Source organism: Duganella sp. CT11-25 (assembly GCF_047302815.1).
Taxonomy (GTDB): Bacteria; Pseudomonadota; Gammaproteobacteria; order Burkholderiales; family Burkholderiaceae_D; genus Rugamonas.
The window spans coordinates 326,614-344,490 of the sequence record NZ_JBKBFD010000001.1; the positions used below are offsets into that span (position 1 = coordinate 326,614).

The 17,877-nt window shown below is 66.1% G+C and carries 14 protein-coding genes; 10 read left to right on the forward strand and 4 right to left on the reverse strand.

Features of this window, described 5'->3' with window-relative positions; genetic code table 11:
• Positions 1–12: 12 nt before the first annotated feature.
• On the reverse strand, positions 13–693 hold the full coding sequence (locus tag ACEN9F_RS01300) for a Fe2+-dependent dioxygenase (protein ID WP_413417042.1): 681 nt from the start codon (positions 691–693) through the stop codon (positions 13–15).
• Between the two features lie 164 nt (positions 694–857).
• Between ACEN9F_RS01300 and ACEN9F_RS01305 the strand changes: the two genes are divergently transcribed.
• The 4 genes from ACEN9F_RS01305 (at position 858) to ACEN9F_RS01320 (ending at position 4,351) form a co-directional block, all read left to right on the forward strand.
• The gene (locus ACEN9F_RS01305; protein WP_413417044.1) at positions 858–1,682 is read left to right on the forward strand and encodes an undecaprenyl-diphosphate phosphatase; all 825 of its coding nucleotides are present in this window, start codon (positions 858–860) and stop codon (positions 1,680–1,682) included.
• Between the two features lie 87 nt (positions 1,683–1,769).
• Positions 1,770–2,522: a hypothetical protein gene (locus tag ACEN9F_RS01310; protein ID WP_413417046.1), complete on the forward strand. Its 753-nt coding sequence runs from the start codon at positions 1,770–1,772 to the stop codon at positions 2,520–2,522.
• On the forward strand, positions 2,519–2,914 hold the full coding sequence (locus ACEN9F_RS01315; RefSeq protein WP_413417048.1) for a histidine kinase: 396 nt from the start codon (positions 2,519–2,521) through the stop codon (positions 2,912–2,914). Before ACEN9F_RS01310 ends, ACEN9F_RS01315 begins: the two co-directional genes overlap by 4 nt.
• A 69-nt stretch (positions 2,915–2,983) precedes the next feature.
• Positions 2,984–4,351, forward strand: coding sequence for a pyridoxal phosphate-dependent decarboxylase family protein (locus ACEN9F_RS01320; RefSeq protein ID WP_413417050.1), 1,368 nt, complete (start codon positions 2,984–2,986; stop codon positions 4,349–4,351).
• On the opposite strand, the gene ACEN9F_RS01325 is transcribed toward ACEN9F_RS01320, so the two are convergent.
• Genes ACEN9F_RS01325 through ACEN9F_RS01335 form a run of 3 tightly spaced genes read right to left on the reverse strand, consistent with a single transcriptional unit; the run spans position 4,328 to position 10,670 of the window.
• Positions 4,328–6,454: a hypothetical protein gene (locus ACEN9F_RS01325; RefSeq protein WP_413417052.1), complete on the reverse strand. Its 2,127-nt coding sequence runs from the start codon at positions 6,452–6,454 to the stop codon at positions 4,328–4,330. The two genes, ACEN9F_RS01320 and ACEN9F_RS01325, sit on opposite strands and share 24 nt — an antisense overlap.
• Positions 6,451–9,537, reverse strand: a complete 3,087-nt coding sequence (locus ACEN9F_RS01330) for an efflux RND transporter permease subunit (RefSeq protein WP_413417054.1) — start codon at positions 9,535–9,537, stop codon at positions 6,451–6,453. The genes ACEN9F_RS01325 and ACEN9F_RS01330 overlap by 4 nt, the downstream gene beginning before the upstream one ends.
• The gene (locus tag ACEN9F_RS01335) at positions 9,534–10,670 is read right to left on the reverse strand and encodes an efflux RND transporter periplasmic adaptor subunit (protein ID WP_413417056.1); all 1,137 of its coding nucleotides are present in this window, start codon (positions 10,668–10,670) and stop codon (positions 9,534–9,536) included. Before ACEN9F_RS01335 ends, ACEN9F_RS01330 begins: the two co-directional genes overlap by 4 nt.
• A 233-nt stretch (positions 10,671–10,903) precedes the next feature.
• Here ACEN9F_RS01335 and ACEN9F_RS01340 point away from each other — a divergent pair, with 233 nt between their 5' ends.
• The 6 genes from ACEN9F_RS01340 (at position 10,904) to ACEN9F_RS01365 (ending at position 17,877) form a co-directional block, all read left to right on the forward strand.
• Positions 10,904–13,111, forward strand: a complete 2,208-nt coding sequence (locus ACEN9F_RS01340; RefSeq protein ID WP_413417058.1) for a TonB-dependent receptor — start codon at positions 10,904–10,906, stop codon at positions 13,109–13,111.
• Between the two features lie 12 nt (positions 13,112–13,123).
• Positions 13,124–14,221: a metallophosphoesterase family protein gene (locus ACEN9F_RS01345; RefSeq protein ID WP_413417060.1), complete on the forward strand. Its 1,098-nt coding sequence runs from the start codon at positions 13,124–13,126 to the stop codon at positions 14,219–14,221.
• Between the two features lie 89 nt (positions 14,222–14,310).
• Positions 14,311–14,973, forward strand: a complete 663-nt coding sequence (locus ACEN9F_RS01350; RefSeq protein WP_413417062.1) for a response regulator — start codon at positions 14,311–14,313, stop codon at positions 14,971–14,973.
• Positions 14,970–16,295 (forward strand): ATP-binding protein, encoded by a 1,326-nt coding sequence (locus ACEN9F_RS01355; protein ID WP_413417064.1) that lies wholly within the window; start codon positions 14,970–14,972, stop codon positions 16,293–16,295. Before ACEN9F_RS01350 ends, ACEN9F_RS01355 begins: the two co-directional genes overlap by 4 nt.
• Positions 16,292–16,699: a CC0125/CC1285 family lipoprotein gene (locus ACEN9F_RS01360; RefSeq protein ID WP_413417066.1), complete on the forward strand. Its 408-nt coding sequence runs from the start codon at positions 16,292–16,294 to the stop codon at positions 16,697–16,699. The genes ACEN9F_RS01355 and ACEN9F_RS01360 overlap by 4 nt, the downstream gene beginning before the upstream one ends.
• A gap of 137 nt (positions 16,700–16,836) precedes the next feature.
• Complete coding sequence (locus tag ACEN9F_RS01365; protein ID WP_413417068.1) at positions 16,837–17,877, forward strand: bifunctional UDP-4-keto-pentose/UDP-xylose synthase; 1,041 nt, start codon at positions 16,837–16,839, stop codon at positions 17,875–17,877.

Genomic DNA, 17,877 nt, shown 5'->3' on the forward strand with positions numbered 1-17,877 from the left:
ATCGGCTAAGGCCTACACCTCGCTCCATTGGCGCAGCAGGTTGTGATAGTGGCCGGTGAGGCCGACCATTTCCGGGCAGTCGCCGAGGCGGGCGCGCAGCGACTGGATGTTGCGGTCCAGGTCCAGCAGCAGCGAACGGCGGCCGTCGTCGCGCACCATGCTCTGGGTCCAGAAAAACGAGCACACGCGGGCGCCGCGCGTCACCGGCTCGACGCGGTGCACGCTGGTCGACGGATACAGTATCAGGTCGCCGGCCGGCAGCTTGACTTCATGGGTGCCGTAAGCGTCTTCGATAATCAGCTCGCCGCCATCGTATTCGTCCGGATCGCTGAGGAACAGCGTGGACGAGACGTCGGTGCGCAGCCATTGATTGGTGGCGGGAATGCGGCGCATCGAGCCGTCGATGTGATTGCCGTAGTGTTCGCCGCCGGCGTAGCTGTTGAAGAGCGGCGGACAGGTGCGCAGCGGCAGCGCCGCCGAGAAGAACAGCGGGCTGCCGGCGAGCGCGTCGAGGATGATCTGGCCGAGCTCCCGGGCCAGCGGCGACGTCTCCGGCAACTGCCGGTTCTGCTTGACCTGGGCGCCCTGATTGCCCACGGTGGCGCGGCCGTCGACCCAGTCGGCTTCGTCCAGACGCTTGCGGATGGCGGCGACCTGTTCGACGCGCAGGACATCGGGGATATGCAACATCATCTTGTATCTACTCCGTTCATATAGGCACTGATGCATAAGGATAAACGAAGACGGCCATGACGTCTTTAATTGAATGTAAACACAACGTAGTTCAACATGGGGCCGCCTGGTAGACAGTTCGTCGTGCGGACGAACGTGCCGTTCACATATTTTTAAGGATGCACATGGATATGCCGTTGTTGCTCAGTTCAATTGTCATGGGCGTGGTGGAGGGCGTCACGGAATTCCTGCCGATATCAAGCACAGGACATCTTATTATCGCCGGTGAAATGCTCAACTTCCTCGACAAGGAAAAGCGCGATCTCTACGAAATCTTTATACAGCTTGGCGCCATGCTGGCGGTGGTATGGGAATACCGGGCAAAAATAGCGGCGACCTGCGCCGGCGCCGTGCGGGGCGGCGCTCAACGGCGTTTGCTATCCGGACTAGTCATCGCGTTTATTCCCGCTGCGATACTGGGGCTCTTGTTCGGCAAGAGCATCAAGGCCTTCCTCTTCGCTCCGGTGCCCGTGGCCATGGCCTTCATCGCGGGTGGGCTGGTCATCCTCTACATCGAAAAACTCCAGCACACGGTCCGCGTGCATGATGTGGACGACATGTCGCTGCGGGACTCTTTCAAGATAGGATGGCTGCAATGCCTTGCGCTGATACCGGGCACTTCGCGCTCGGGCGCAACCATCATCGGCGGCTTGTTCGTCGGGCTTTCTCGAAAATCGGCCACCGAATTTTCCTTCTTCCTCGGGATCCCGACGCTGGGCGCGGCCTCCTTGTACAGCCTGTATAAAGCGCGAAACGCGCTGACCGTGGACGATGCGGGTATTTTTGCGGTGGGGTTTGTCGCGGCTTTCATCAGCGCATTTTTCGTCATACGGGCGCTGGTGCGGTTTATTACCAATCATACTTTTGTGGGATTCGCCTGGTACCGCATCGCCTTCGGCCTGCTTATTCTCTTGAGTTACTGGACCGGAACGGTTGCCTGGAGCACCTAGCCGGCGCCGGAAGAACAAGGTTAATGCGGCTTTAACTTTCGTTGCGGTTTAATGGCTCATCTTTCCATCGCAGCCAGGAGCCGCCGCATGAATATCCGTCTGGACAACAAGGTACCGCAAGTCACCCTGATCTTCTGGATCATCAAGATCCTGTCGACCACCGTGGGCGAGACCGGCGCCGACTACCTGGCCGTGCACGCCGGACTGGGGACGGCGCTGACCGGCGCCACGATGGGCACGCTGTTGCTGCTGGCCTTGCTGCATCAGCTGCGCCAGACGCGCTACATACCGTGGGTGTACTGGCTGACGGTGGTGTTGCTCAGCGTGGTCGGGACGCAGATCACCGACGCGCTCACCGACGGCCTGGGCGTCAGCCTGTACGCCAGCACGGCGGTCTTCGGCGCATTGCTGGCCGCCGTCTTCGGCCTGTGGTACCAGCTTGAGGGCACGCTGGCGATCGAGACCATCGTGACGCGGCGCCGAGAGCTGTTTTACTGGGCCGCCATCCTGCTGACCTTCGCGCTGGGCACCGCCGCCGGCGACCTCGCCACCGAGGAGCTGAGCCTGGGTTTCCGCCTCGGCGTGGTGGGGTTCGGCGCGCTGATCGCCATTATCTACGGCGCCAGGCTGAGCGGCGTCAATCCGGTGCTGACCTTCTGGCTGGCCTATATCCTGACGCGTCCGCTGGGCGCATCGCTGGGCGACCTGTTGTCGCAATCGCCGGACTATGGCGGCATCGGCTGGGGCAGCATCAACACCAGCGCCGTATTCTTGACGGTGATCGCCGTGTTGGTGGCCAGCGTCAGTTCCAGACATCACACTTCAAAGGAGCAGCAATGAATATCCCGCGTACTTTCCTGGCGGCGGCCGCCGCCGCAGCGCTGCTGGCGACGGCCCATGTGCCGGGTTTCGATGCCATCCTCGGCAACGCGCAAGCCGCCAGCATGGCCAAGCTGGGCGACCTGAGCAAGTTCCAGGTCATCGCCCAGGACACGGCGGTGCTGGTCGACAAAGGCAACCTGGCCGGCGCCAAGGCCCGCATCAAGGACCTGGAAACCAGCTGGGACGAGGCCGAAGCCGGCTTGAAGCCGCGTGCGGCGGCCGATTGGCATCTGGTGGACAAGGCCATCGACAGGGCGCTCGACGCCCTGCGCGCCTCCCGCCCCGATGCGGCGGCCTGCAAGCGGGCGATGGCGGACCTGCTGGCCGCCATGGACAAGGCCGGCAAGTAGGGGCGGCCGATGCGGCATGATTCCCTGGACCCGGAGGATTGGGAGCAATTCCGAGAACAGGGTCACCGCATGCTCGACGATATGATCGTCCACCTGCGCACGCTGCGCGAACGGCCTGTCTGGCAGGCGGCGCCGCCGGCGGTGCGCGAGGCCCTGCGCGAGCCGCTGCCGCGTGGCGGGCAAGACCTGGCCGACGTCCATCGGCAATTCATGCAACAGGTATTGCCCTACGCGGTGGGCAACGCGCATCCCGGCTTCTTCGGCTGGGTGCATGGCGGCGGCACGGCGGTCGGCATGCTGGCCGAGATGCTGGCCGCCGGCCTGAACGCCAACCTGGGCGGGCGCGACCAGATGCCGGTCGAACTGGAGCGGCAGGTGGCGCGCTGGATGGCGGAACTGTTCGGCTTTCCCGATACGGCCAGCGGCCTGTTCGTCACCGGCACCTCGATGGCCAACATGATCGCGCTGCTGGTGGCGCGCACCGCCGCCGTCGGCACGACGGTGCGCGAGGACGGCGTCGCCGCCGGCGGCGGCAAGCTGGTGGCCTATACATCGGCCTCGGCCCATGACTGCATAGCGCAGGCCATGGACTTGACCGGCTTTGGCCGGGCGGCGCTGCGCATCGTCCCGGTCAACCCGCGTTTCGAAATGCGGGCGGTGGCGCTGGAGCGGATGATCGGGCAGGACCTCGCCGCCGGGCTGCAACCGTTCTTTGTGGCCGCCACCGCCGGCACGGTGGACGTGGGCGCGGTGGACGACCTGGTGGCGGTGGGCGCCGTTGCCCGGCGCCACGGCCTGTGGTTCCACGTCGACGGCGCCTATGGCGCGCTGGCGATGCTGTCGCCCGTGCTGGCGCCGCGGCTGGACGGCATCCAGCAGGCCGATTCGATCGCCTTCGATTTCCACAAGTGGGGCCAGGTGCCGTACGACGCCGGCTTTGTGCTGGTGCGAGACGGCGAGCTGCATCGGCAGGCCTTTGCCGCGCCGGCGGCATATCTGCGGCGCGAGACGCGCGGCATGGCGGCCGGTTCGCCGTGGCCCTGCGATTTCGGCCCTGACCTGTCGCGCGGGTTCCGCGCACTGAAGACCTGGTTCACGCTCAAGGTGTACGGCAGCGCAAGGTTGGGCGAGGCCATCGCCGGCACTTGCGACGTGGCGCGCTACCTGGCGCAACAGGTGGCGTCAAGGCCCGAGCTGGAACTGCTGGCGCCCGTGTCGCTCAACATCGTCTGCTTTCGCCATCGCGGCGCCGACACGGACCGCCTGAACGCGGCGCTGGTCGCCGACCTGCAGGAGTCGGGACTGGCGGCGCCGTCGCTGACGACGATCAACGGCCGGCTGGCGATACGGGTGGCGGTGGTCAATCACCGCAGCGGGCGGCGGGACATCGACATCCTGCTGGCCGCGCTGCGCTCACTGGCGGCGGCGCGCCTCTAGCAACTGGCGGAAGGCCGCAAACACCTTTTCCATCGCCGGCTTTTTGTAGGGATACAACTGCTGGTCATCCATGGCGTGCACGATCATGGCGTTGTCGATCTCAAACACCAGCAGGCGGCCGTCGGGCGTCTCGGCGCAATCGATGCCGACGTAGGGCAGGCCGATGCGGCGGTCGATCTCGGCGAGCGCCTGCCGGTGGCGGACGGCGAAGGTCTGGTCGAAATGCGCCATGCATTCGGCTTCCTCGGCGCGCTTGGCCGCGCTCCGGTCCATGTGGGCGTTCAGGTAGTGGATCATCCAGTGTTCCGAGACCGCGTAATGGCAGACAAACGGCCGGCCGGCGATCAGCACGATGCGGTATTTTCGGTACATGCCGCGCGCGCCGCGATAGTCGACAAAGCGCGCCAGGTAGAAGCGGGCGGCGGCGACACGTTCCAGGTAGGCCGCCAGGTCGGCCGGGGCGTCGATCTTCTCGAGGTCGTGGCCGGCGTGCGATCCGAGCGGACGGACGATCAGCGGAAAGGCGGCGTCGGGCAGGATCGCCTTCAGCGTTGCCGGCGCCTCGGCCAGCGCGGCCAGCCGGGCGCGGTCGACGCGCGCGGTGACCGGCATCTCGACGCCATCGACGCCGGCCAGCGCGGCACAGGCGCCGTCGCGCGACAGCACGGCGATGCGCTCCGGGCGGTTGAGCACCGGCCCGTTCCAGTTCGCCAGCCAGTCCGCCAGGCGCCGCAACAGCGGCTGGTTGGCGTCCGATTCGGCCACCGCCACCATCATCAGGTCATGCTCCGGCAGCGCCGGCGGCCAGCGCGCCTCGTCGGTCAGGTACAGCAGCTCGATGGCGACGTCGCTGTCTTCCAGCAGGAATTCGATCGGCGTATTCGCCATCAGGTCGCCCAGGCCCATGATCACCAGCAGGCGCAGGCCCGTGACGCCGTCCTTGGACGGCAGGGTATAGCCGGCTTGCAGCCGCACGGCTTCGGCCTGCACCGGCATCGCCACCTCGCGGTCGCCGGTGAGTTGCAGCACCGTGGAGCAGTCCAGGTAGGCGTGGGCGTCGAGCGGGTTGGCATCGGCGCGTTCGACCAGCGCGGTGGCGATCGGCACCATGTCCTGTCCGGCGAAGGCCATCCGCATCAGCGGGGCGACGCCGATCAGCGGCGCAAACGGCTGGCGCGCGGCGGCCGCGATGTCCGGCAGGAAGTGCTGCAGCAGGCGCAGCTTGCCGTTGAACCGCTCCTCGTTCCATTGCGCCGCGTACTGCAGCAGCAGGCGCTGGCCATGATACAGCCGCACAAAGTAGGGCTTGTTCAGCAGCTCGGTATGGACGTACAGCGCGAACGATTCGGCGAAATCCTCGTCCGGGCTGAGCGTGGAATACATCGTGAAAAAGCCGCTCGCCAGAAGGGCGCGGTACATGGGCATGATGTGGTCGGCGGACAGCCTCGGGGCGCCGTAGTAGGCCAGCCGTTCGCGCAATGGGAGCGCGCCGCCGGACAGGGGGCTGGCAACGCCGCCGTCGATCCGCCAGGAGAGCGGCAGGAAGGAATAATCGGCGTTGCTGCCGGTGTGTTGCGGCAACAGCCACCAGTCGGGCACGAATCCGCGCCCGGCCGAGAGTACGTGGCCGATTTCATGCAGCAGCAGGAACTGGATGGCGTTCTTGCGGTTGTCTTGTCCGTCGCCGGCAATCCGCACCGCCACCCGGTATGCGCCAGGCTGGAACGGCATGTTTTCGCGCCAGGTCGCCCATTCGTTGGCGCCGCAGCCGGCAACGGCGCTGACTTCCAGTGCGATGGCGATGCCGTGGAACTCGCCTTCGGGGCCGACCACGATATCGGTGACGGCCGACGATCCCGCGCCGGACACGAAGTACACGCCGAGGAAGTTATCGCGCAGGCGCGCCCGCACGATGTGCGGCAGTTCGTGCAGCGCCTGGACCACATCGGCGACGAAGCCGTCGTCGACCGGCGGCGCGTGCGCGGCATGGCCGTTCACCCGTTCCAGGTGCGCCAGCAGTTCGCGCGGCGCCAGGCCGTGCCGCCGTTCCACCGGCCGCTCCAGGGCGGCGGTCCAGTAGCGGGGTGTTGTGGTGATAATCAATGCCGGCTTTCAAGAAGGCGCTCTGCATCGATGCCGGCCGCGGCGGCCGCGCCGCCGCCCAGCAGGTCGAACCACAGGTACAGCACCGGCGTGATGAACAGCGTAATCAGCTGCGAGAACAGCAGACCGCCGACGATGGCGATGCCGAGCGGCTGGCGCAGCTCGGCGCCGGCGCCCAGGCCCAGCGCGATCGGCAGCGCGCCCATGATGGCGCACAGGGTGGTCATCATGATGGGACGGAAACGCAGCAGGCAGGCCTGGCGCACCGCATCGGCCGGCGCCAGGCCGCCGCGCTGCGCCTCCAGCGCGAAGTCGATGATCATGATGGCGTTCTTCTTGACCACCCCGACCAGCAGCAGGATGCCGATCATGGCGATGAAGCTCAGCTCCAGGCCCGCCAGCCGTAGCGCCAGCAGCGCGCCGACCGCCGCCGACGGCACGCCCAGCAGGATGGTGACCGGGTGGATCCAGCTCTCGTACAGCATGCCGAGAATGACGTAGATGGCGGCGATGGCGATGGCGATCAGCCATAGCTGGCTGTTCTGCGATTGCTGGAACAGCGCGGCGGCGCCGGCATACGCGCCGAAGATGGAGGAGGGCAGGCCGATGCGCTGCTGGGCGTCGGCAATCGCGGCGGTGGCGTCGGACATCGACTTGCCGGCCGCGAGGTCGAACGAGATCGTCACCGCCGGCAGCTGGCCCTGGTGATTGACCGCCATCGTGCCGCGCGCGCGGCTGACCGTGCTGAAGGCGCTGAACGGCACCAGGCTGCCGCCGGCGTTGCGCACCTGGATCCTGGCCAGGCTGTTCTCGTCGCGGCGGAACTGGTCGGCCAGTTCCATGATGACCTGGTAGCTGTCTTCCGGAGCGTAGATGGTCGACACCTGGCGCGTGCCGTAGGCCGCGTACAGCGTGTTGCGCACGCTGGCCATGTCAACGCCCAGCGTGGCGGCCTGTTCGCGGTCGACGTCGATGCGCGCATCGAGGCCGTCGAACTGGGCGTCGCTATTCAAGCCGACCAGCACGTCGCCTTTTTTCAGTTCGGCGATCAGCCTGGCCGACCACAGGTTCAAGTCGCCGGGGCTGACCGATTGCAGCGTGTACTGGTAGGTGCTCTTCGAGCCGCGCCCGCCGATCTTGAGGTTTTGCACCGGACTGTAGAACACCTGGATGGTCGGCAGGAAGTTGGTTTCCTTGCGCAGCCTGGCCAGCACGTCCTGCATCGCCGGCCGCAGCGCCGCATCCTTCAGCGTGATGTAGAACGAGGTGGTGTCGTGATCGACCTTGGCCACCACGTCGGTGACGCTGTCGTCGGCCATGATGGCTTGCTGCAGCTGCTTGAGCACCGCCAGCCGTCCCTCGTACGACATGTCCTGCGGCGCCTCGACGTTGGCCGAGATCTGGCCGGTGTCCTCCTGCGGGAAGAAGCCCTTGGGCGCGCTGGTGTACAGCCAGGCCGTCAGGGCGAAGGTGGCCAGCGCGGCCAGCAGCACCGGCGTGCGGCGCGCCAGCGCCCATTCCAGCGCGCGGGCGTAGGCGGCGAGCACCCGCTGGAAGCCCGCCTCGAAGGCGCGGCTCCAGGCCGGCGGCGCGCGGTGCAGCTGCGCGGCCTTGATGAACTTGGGCACCAGCACCGGGATCAGGGTCAGCGAGGCGGCGGCCGACACCGCGATCGACAGCGCGACGACGATGGCGAATTCGTGGAACAACAGGCCGATGGTGCCCGGCATGAAGAACACCGGAATGAACACCGCCACCAGCGACACCGAGATCGACACCACGGTGAACGCCACCTCGCTGGCGCCGCGCACCGCCGCGTCGTACGGCGCCATGCCTTCCTCGATGTAGCGCATGATATTTTCCAGCACCACGATGGCGTCGTCCACCACCAGGCCGACGGCGATGGTCAGGCCCATCAGCGAGATATTGTTTAGGCTGAGGTTCAGCGCGAACATCAGGCCGAAGGTGCCCAGCAGCGATACCGGCAGGCTGATGGCCGGGATCAGCGTGGCCGCCAGCTGGCGCAGGAACAGCAGGATCACCAGCACCACCAGCGCAATGGTCAGCAGCATGGTCAGGTTGACGTCGTGGATCGCGTTGCGGATCGAGACCGAGCGGTCGTTCAGCAGCTGGATGCGCACCGATCCCGGCATCTGGCTGGCCAGGCGCGGCATCATGGCGCGGATGGCGTCGATGATGGCGACGGTGTTGGCGCCCGGCTGGCGTTGCACCGACAGCAGGATGGCGTCCTTGCCGTTGATGGAGCTGGTGTTCTGCGTGTTTTCGATGCTGTCGAGGACCGTGGCGAAGTCGGACAGCCGCACATTGCGGCCGCCGCGCGTGGCGACGATCAGGGCGCTGAAGTCGCGCGCCTTCATCAGCCCGGGCGGCATCTTCAGCGTCATCATCTGGCGGCTGCTGTCGAACTGGCCCAGCGGCGCGTTTGAATTGGCGGCCTTGAGCGCGGTGCTGACCTCGTCCAGCGTCAGGTTCAGCGCGGCCAGCCGGTCGGGATCGACTTCGATGCGCACCGAGTAGCGCTTCTGGCCGTTGACCGTCACCTGCGCCACGCCGCTCAGCGTCGACAGCGCGGGCACGATCAGGTTGTCCGAGTAGCCGTTCAATTCCGTCAGTTTCAGCGACGGCGAATCGAGGCCGATCAGCAGCACCGGCGCGTCGGCCGGATTGACCTTGCGGTAGGACGGCGGCGTCGTCATCTCGGTCGGCAGCGCGCGGGTGGCGCGGTACAGCGCCGCCTGGACGTCGCCGGCGGCGGCGTCGATATTGCGGCTCGGGTCGAACTCCAGCGTAATCTGGGTTTCGCCCTGGATGCTGCTGGAGGTGGTGGCCAGCAGGCCGGGAATCGCGGTAAATTGTTTTTCCAGCGGCGTCGCCACCGAGGTCGACATGGTGTCCGGGCTGGCGCCCGACAGCCGCGCCGTGACCTGGATGGTCGGCGTGTCGTAGTTCGGCAGCGCGGCCAGCGGCAGCTGCAGCCAGCAGGCCGCGCCGCCGGCGACGATGGTCAGCCAGGCCAGCAGCGTCGCGATCGGACGCCGCATGCAGAATTCGGCGATGCTCATGGCGCGGCCTTGGCCGCCGGCGCGGATGGCGCCGCCGGCGCCGGCGCCACCCGGACGGCGTCGCCGTCGCGCAGGTTGCCGCCGCCTTCCAGTACCACCCGGGCGCCGCCGGCCAGGCCGGTGACCACCGCCAGCTCGCCCTGGATGCGCAGCAGCGTCACCGGCTGGCGCACGGCCTTGCCGCCGGCCGAAGCCAGGTAGACGAAGCGGCCGGCCGGTCCCTCCAGCACGGCTTGCGGCGGCAGCACCACCGCGCCCTTGTCCAGCCCCGCCAGCACCGTGACCCTGGCATAGGCGCCGGGCCAGAGCGTCTTGCGCTGGTTGGGTACGGTGGCCTTCAGGTTGATGGTGCCGGTATCGCTGTTGACGATGTTGTTGATGAAGGACAGCTCGCCGGCGATCGGCGCGCCGTCCGGGCCATCGATCAGCACCTTGACCGGACCGTCCATGCGCGCGCGCAGGATCGCCTGCAGATCCTGCTCCGGCAGGTTGAACTCGACGCCGATGGGCGCGAACTGCGCCAGCGTCACCAGCGGCGCCGTCGCGCCGGTCTGCGCCAGGCTGCCCGGATGGACCGCCACCGCGCCGCTGGTGGCGTCGAACGGCGCCACGATGCGGGTATGCGTCAGCGCCAGGCGCGCGCTTTCGATGTCGGCCTGCGCCGCCTTCAGCTGGGCCTTGAGCGCGTCGACCTTGCTGGCCGCCGTATCGACCGCGCTGGAGGTGATGAAGTTGGACTTGACCAGTGTCGAGGCGCGGCCGTAGTCGCGGTTGGCGTCGGCCAGTTGCGCCTGGGTCTGCGCCGCCAGCGCCTGCGCCCGTTGCAGGGCGGCGCCGGCGTCGGCGCCGTCCAGCGTGAACAGCAACTGGCCGGCCCTGACTTCGTCGCCTTCCTTGAAATGGATGGCGGTGATGATGGCGGTCAGCTGCGGCCGCACTTCAACCTGCTTGAGCGCCACCAGGTGTCCCTGCGCGCTCAGTTCCAGGGGCAGATCCTGGCGCCTGGCCTCGATCAGGCTGACCAGCGGGATTTTCGCGGGTTTCGGCGCGGCGGCCGGTGCGCTGCGCAGGCTGAGCGCCAGCGCCGTGCCGGCGCAGGCCAGCGGAACCAGTAGGAGAAGTATTTTTTTCATGGAGGGCATGCTATCGGGCGGCGGATTAAAACAGCATTAAACGCCTGCGGAGATGCTTTAATTCGGCTTTAATAATTGAGCTGATAGGCTGTTCGCGGCAGGCGTTTCGGATTGCGTAAAAATGAAGGGGAGCCTGTTGTTATAAGGAGAAAATCAATCTTCATGATTCATTAAGCTGTCACAAATGCTTCCTAGACTAGCCGGTTTTTACCTACTCAAAACTGGAAAGTCACATGAAGAACAACAAGCAGCAACTGGTCCTCTCTGTCATGTCGGCGCAGGTGCTGATGGCGCTGACCCTGATGTCCGGCGGCGCCTCGGCGCAAACCGTCAACGATGCGGTGGTCGAATCCAATTCCGCGCTCGACGCGGAAGCGATCAAGAGCCGCGTCGTGGTGGCCGGCTCCAACGTCGCCAACCGCGCACCGGTGCAGGCCTCGCTGCAGGCGACCCAGCCGCAGTCCATCATCACCGCCACCTTCATCGAGCAGGCCGTGACGCCGCTGGCCGACTTCAACGCGGTGGCGCGCATCGCGCCCAGTATCGGCTCCGGCATCTCGGCCAACGGCCCGGGGCTGGGCGAATCCAAGGTCACGCTGCGCGGCTTCCAGGACGGCGAGTACAACGTCACCTACGACGGCATCCCGTTCGGCGACACCAACAATCCTACCCACCATTCGACTTCCTACTTCCCGGCCCGCATCATCGGCGGCATGGTGATCGAGCGCGGCCCGGGCAACGCCAGCAACCTGGGGCAAGCCACCTTCGGCGGTTCGATCAACCTGTATTCGAAAGAGCTGTCGCAGGACTTCCGCTTCAGCCCCTACGCCAGCGTGGGTTCGTGGAACACCCGCATGTGGGGCGCCGAAGTGGACAGCGGCGTGCTGCCGCAATTTCACGACGCCCGCATGATGTTCAACGCCTCGCGCCTGACCAGCGACGGCTACCAGACCTACAGCGGCGTGACCGAGGACAACTACCAGTTCAAGTTGCAGATGCCGCTGGCGCCGGAAACCACGCTGACGCTGTTCTCGACCTATAACAAGATCCACAGCTTCGTGCCGGACAAGGCCGGCGTGACGCTGAGCCAGGTGGCGCAGTTCGGCAAGAACTACTCGCTCAACAACGATCCGAACAGCCAGAACTACTACGCCTACAACTACAACGACAAGCGCACCGACTTCGAATACATCCGCCTGCAATCGAACCTGGGCGACGGCTGGGCGCTGGACAACACGCTCTACACCTACGCCTACGACAACAACACCTTCTCCGGCCAGGACGCCAGCGGCGCCACCGCCAACGGCACCAAGGCCGGCGCCGCGGGCAACAAGAACGTCCCGGGCTACAACAAGCTCAATTCCTATCGCGTCAACGGCGACATCGCCAAGGTCACCAAGCGCATGGGCGCCGGCCTGCTGCGCGCCGGCGTGTGGCTGGAGAGTTCCAGCACCGAGCGCCACACCTATGACCTGGACTGGACGCTGAACGCGCCGAATCCGAAGGAGTCGAGCGCGCCGAAGGACATCTCCTACGAGCAGGATTCGTCGTGGAAGCAGTACCAGCCCTTCATCGAATTCGAATGGGCGCTGGCGCCTTCATGGACCGTGACGCCCGGCGTCAAGTACGTCAACTTCAAGCGCTCGCTGGACGCGGCCGTCAACCAGGGCACGCGCATCCCCACCAAGGCCGACCAGACCTACGACACAACGCTGCCGTTCCTGACCGCGAACTACGCCATCAGCGGCAACTGGTCGGCCTACGCGCAGACCGCGCGCGGCTTCCTGGTGCCGGACCTGTCGATGTTCTACGTGAATAACCCGAACCTGAGCACGCCCAAGCCGCAAACCTCGACCAACTACCAGGCCGGCAGCGTGTACCAGTCGCAGAACCTGACGCTGGATGGCGATATCTACTACATCGACTTCAATAACAAGATCGCCTCTAGCGGCAGCGGCAATGACCTGGTCTATTACAACCAGGGCGGGGTGGTGTACAAGGGCGTGGAAGCGTCGGCCACCTACTATATGGGCCACGGCTTCTCGGTCCACGCCAACGGTTCGCTGAACAAGGCCGAAGCCAAGGACAGCGGCCTGCAGATCGCCAAGGTGCCGAAGTCGACCTCCGCGCTGGGCCTGCTGTACAAGGATCACGGCCTGTATGGCGCGTTGATCGCCAAGAACGTCGGCAGCCAGTACGCCAAGGACGGCGAGCCCGCGGCCTACAAGATCGGTTCCTACACGGTGGCCGACTTCACCGCCGGCTACCGCTGGCGCCTCAACGGCGTCGTGAAGGCGGTCAAGGCGCAGGTCGGCATCAACAACCTGTTCGACAAGCAGGACGCGACGTCGATTACACCGAACAGCAAGGGCGTGCAGTTCGACCAGTACACCTTTGTCCCCGAGCGCAGCTGGACGGTGTCGCTGAGCGCCGATTTCTGACCGGGAGCCGACATGAAACTCACCACCTCCATGCAGCGCCGCGGCGCCACCGCGATCCTGGCCCTGTCCCTGGCCGCGGCCCAGGCGGCGCCGCGCGATCCCGTGGTCATGTCGTTTGCCACGGTCGGCGATTCGCGCGCCGACCCGGACACCTCCGACACCCGCCAGGACAAGGTCTACCTGCAGAACACCAGGGCGCTGGCGCGCATCCTGCGCGAGATCCAGGTGGCCAGGCCGAAGGCGCTGTTCTTCAACGGCGACATGGTCATGGGCTACACCACCGACAAGGCGGTGCTGTATCGCGAGTACGCCTACTGGCGCGGCATGACCGCCGGCCTGATGGAAACCGGCACCTACGTGGTGCCGGTCAGCGGCAATCACGAGATGCAGTACAAGGGCAAGGACGCCGCCGGCAAGACCGTCAAGGTCGCGCGCGGCGAGAACGAGCAGGTCTGGCGCGACAATATGGGCGACCTGATACTCGATGTGCCGCGCTGGAAGCAGGTCACCGGCCTCGACGCGACCGCGTTCGACGCCGACAACACGCCGGTGGTCGGCGGCCCGGACCGGATCCAGACCAGCCAGTCGCAGCTCAGCTACTCCTTCGACGCCGGCGGCAGCCATTTCGCCGTCATCAATACCGACCCGGTGGGCAACGACGGCCACGGCCCGGCGGCCTGGCTGGCGGAGGACTTCCGCCAGGCCCGGGCGCGCGGCATCAAGAACCTGTTCGCCTTCGGCCACAAGCCGGCCTACACCTACTTCTTCAAGCAGGGCGTGGAACTGGACGGCATGGACATTGATCCGGACAACGCCAAGGCCTTCTGGGATGTGATGGACCAGTATGGCGCCACGTATTTCTGCGGCCACCAGCATATCTTCAACGCCCAGCAGCCGGGCAGGGGCAGCGGCGGCAAGGCCTGGCAGGTGATGGTCGGTTCGGGCGGTTCGCCGTTCACCGCCAAGCCGGGCGACACGGCCAATCCGCAGGACCGCATGTACGCCTGGGCCATGGTGCGGGTCCACGCCAGCGGCAAGGTGCGGATCGATGTCTACGGCTTCGACGACCGCTACGGCAAGACCGTGCGGCTGCGGTCGCTGGCCTACTGATGCGCTATGCGCGCTGTCCGCGGCGTTAATAATGGTTTAATGAAGGCTGTCTTACACTGCGAGCCGGAGCAAAGCCGTAGAGGAGAGTCATGCGCATACTGTTGATAGAAGACGATCCCATGATCGGTGAAAGCATGGAGGAAGCGTTGCGCGGCGAATGCTATGCGGTCGACTGGGTGCGCGACGGCGACATGGCCGAGTTGTCGATACGGCAGGATGTCTACGACCTGCTGGTGCTGGACCTGGGCCTGCCCAAGCGGCAGGGCATGGATGTGCTGCGCCGCCACCGCGCCCAGGGCGGGGAGACGCCGGTGCTGATCGTCACCGCGCGCGACGCCACGGCGGCGCGGGTGGCGGGACTGGATGCCGGCGCCGACGACTACCTGGTCAAGCCGTTCGACGTCGACGAACTGCTGGCCCGCATCCGCGCGGTATTACGGCGGCGCGGGGGACGCAGCCATTCGGTGGTGTCGCACGGCGGCCTGACCGTCAACCTGGCGGCGCACGACGCCACTTTCAACGGCGCGCCGCTGCCGCTGTCCTCGCGCGAGTTCGCGCTGCTGCGGGCGCTGCTCGACACCCCCGGCAGCGTGGTCACCAAGGCCCAGCTGGAAGAGAAGATCTATGGCTGGGGCGAGGAAATCGAGAGCAATACCATCGACGTCTACATCCACCATCTGCGCAAGAAGCTGGGCAGCGATTTCATCAAGAACGTGCGCGGCGTCGGCTACAAGCTGACCAGCCTCGCATGAGATCGATCCGCGCCCGCTTGCTGATCGGCTTGCTGATCGGCGCCTTGTGCTGCACGCTGGCCGCCGCCTTCATGCTGTACCGGCTGGCCGATCATGAGGCCGACGAGCAATCCGACATCCGCCTGCGCCAGGTGGCTTGGGCCTTGCCGCTGCAAATGGGCGACGCCGTGCGGGTGCCGGTGGAGCCCGATTCCGACGACGTGGTGCTGGTGCAGGTCTGGAACCGCCAGGGCGCGGCGGTCTATGTGTCGGAGCCGGCGCAGGCCTTGCCGCGGCAGCCGGAGCCGGGCTACCGGACGATCTCCTCGCGCGGCGAACGCTGGCGCGTGTATGCCGAGCTGCGCGCCGATTACTTTGTGCAGGTCGCGCAACCGATCGCGCTGCGCCAGCGGGTCGCGGCCCACATGGCGCTGAGCGTGCTGCCGCCGCTGCTGCTGCTGTTGCCGGCGCTGGCGGTGATGATCTGGGTGGTGGTCGGCACCGCGCTGCGGCCGCTGGAGCGGGTGGCGCAGGCGGTGCGCGGCCGTTCCGCCAGCGCCCTGCAGCCGCTGGACGCCGACGGCCTGCCGCCGGAGTTGCTGCCGATCGTGGTTTCCCTCAACAGCCTGCTGGCCCAGATCGACAGCGCCATGTCGGCCCAGCGCAATTTCGTCGCCGACGCCGCCCATGAGCTGCGCTCGCCGCTGACGGCGCTCAAGCTGCAGCTGCAGCTGGCCGAGCGTTCCAGCAACCAGGCTTTGCGCGCCGAGTCGTTCCGCAAGCTGCACGAGCGGCTGGACCGCTCGACCCATCTGGTGCAGCAGTTGCTGACGCTGGCCCGCCACGAACAGACCCAGTCGCCGCCGCCGCGCCTGCCGTGCGACCTGCTGGCGCTGGCGCAGGCCGTGGTGTCGGACCACGCCATCCATGCCGAGAGCAAGTCCATCGACCTGGGCATCGCGGCCGGCGCGGCCACGGTGATCGCGCCGGCCCACGCCGAAGGCTTGCAGGTGATGCTGAACAATCTGGTCGACAACGCCTTGCGCTATACCCAGCGCGGCGGGCAGGTCGATGTCGCGGTGGAACTCGATCAGGGCCGGCCCTGCCTGCGCGTCAGCGACAACGGTCCGGGGGTGCCCGAAGCCAGCCGCGCGCGACTGTTTGACCGCTTCTACCGGCCCGACGGCAATGAACTGTGGGGCTGCGGACTGGGCATGTCTATTGTGAAGAACGTGGTCGATGAACACGGCGCTGAGATAGAGTTGTCGAGCAATGCCGGCGGCATCGGACTGGTGGTGACGGTCCGCTTGCCGGCGGCGGGATCCCACCAGGAGAAATCATGAAAAATAGGGTGAACGGTTTGCTGGCGGCGCTGCTGCTGGCCGGATGCGGCACCGAGTACCAGGCCAGGGGCGCGGACGGAGGATATGCCGACAAGCAACTGGGGCCGGCCCTGTGGCGGGTCGAAATCGTGGCCAACAGCCACACCCGCCGCGATTTGATACGGGAGTTCGCCTTGCTGCGCAGTGCCGAGTTGGCCTTGCGGCACGGCTATACGCATTTTGCCGTGGCGGCGCCGCAGTCCGATACGGCTGCGCCGCAGTTTATCGAGCCGTCCGCCGACAATCTGGTGTTCATGTTCGCCGGCATGCCGTCCGCGAGCGGGCCGGTGTTCGACGCGGCGGCGGTCTGCGCGCGCCTGGGGCCGACCTATCATATCGGCTGCCACCCGGCCAGGGCCGAGTGACCGCCGGCGTGACGCCGTCGCCCCCGGGGCGCCGGGTGCGGCTTGTACTTCTATTACCAATCGGTAATTTTTAATGCTCGGTTAATGATCGAGAATGCACAATCGCGGCTTAATACGATCAACTTACTGGTGCAACATTGAAAAAAGTACTCATTCTCGGCGTCAACGGCTTTATCGGCCACCACCTGTCGAAGCGCATTCTGGAAACCACGGACTGGCACGTTTACGGCATGGACATGAACACCGACCGCATCACCGACGTGCTGGCACACCCGCGCATGCACTTCTTTGAAGGCGACATCACGATCAACAAGGAATGGGTCGAGTACCATGTCAAGAAGTGCGACGTGATCCTGCCGCTGGTCGCCATCGCGACGCCGTCGACCTACGTCAAGGCGCCGCTGCGCGTGTTCGAGCTGGACTTCGAGGCCAACCTGCCGATCGTGCGTTCGGCCGCCAAGTACGGCAAGCACCTGGTGTTCCCGTCGACCTCGGAAGTGTACGGCATGTGCCACGACGAGGAATTCGATCCCGAGAACTCCGAGCTGATCTGCGGCCCGATCAACAAGCCGCGCTGGATCTATTCCAACGCCAAGCAGCTGATGGACCGCGTGATCTGGGGCTACGGCATGGAAGGCTTGAACTTCACGCTGTTCCGTCCGTTCAACTGGATCGGCGCCGGCCTCGACTCGATCCACACGCCGAAGGAAGGCTCGTCGCGCGTGGTCACGCAATTCTTCGGCCACATCGTGCGCGGCGAGAACATCTCGCTGGTCGACGGCGGCAGCCAGAAGCGCGCCTTCACCGACATCGACGACGGCATCGACGCGCTGATGAAGATCATCGCCAACCAGGACGGCGCCGCCAGCGGCAAGATCTACAACATCGGCAACCCGGTCAACAACTACTCGATCCGCGAGCTGGCCGGCATGATGCTGGAGCTGGCCGACAAATACCCCGAGTACGCGACCGGCGCCAAGCAGGTCAAGATCGTCGAGACCACCTCGGGCGCCTACTACGGCACCGGCTACCAGGACGTGCAGAACCGCGTGCCGAAGATCACTAACACCTGCGAAGAGCTGGGCTGGAAACCGAGCACCAGCATGGCCGACGCGCTGAAGAAGATCTTCGACGCCTACCGTGGCCAAGTGGCCGCCGCCCAAGCCCTGATGGATTGA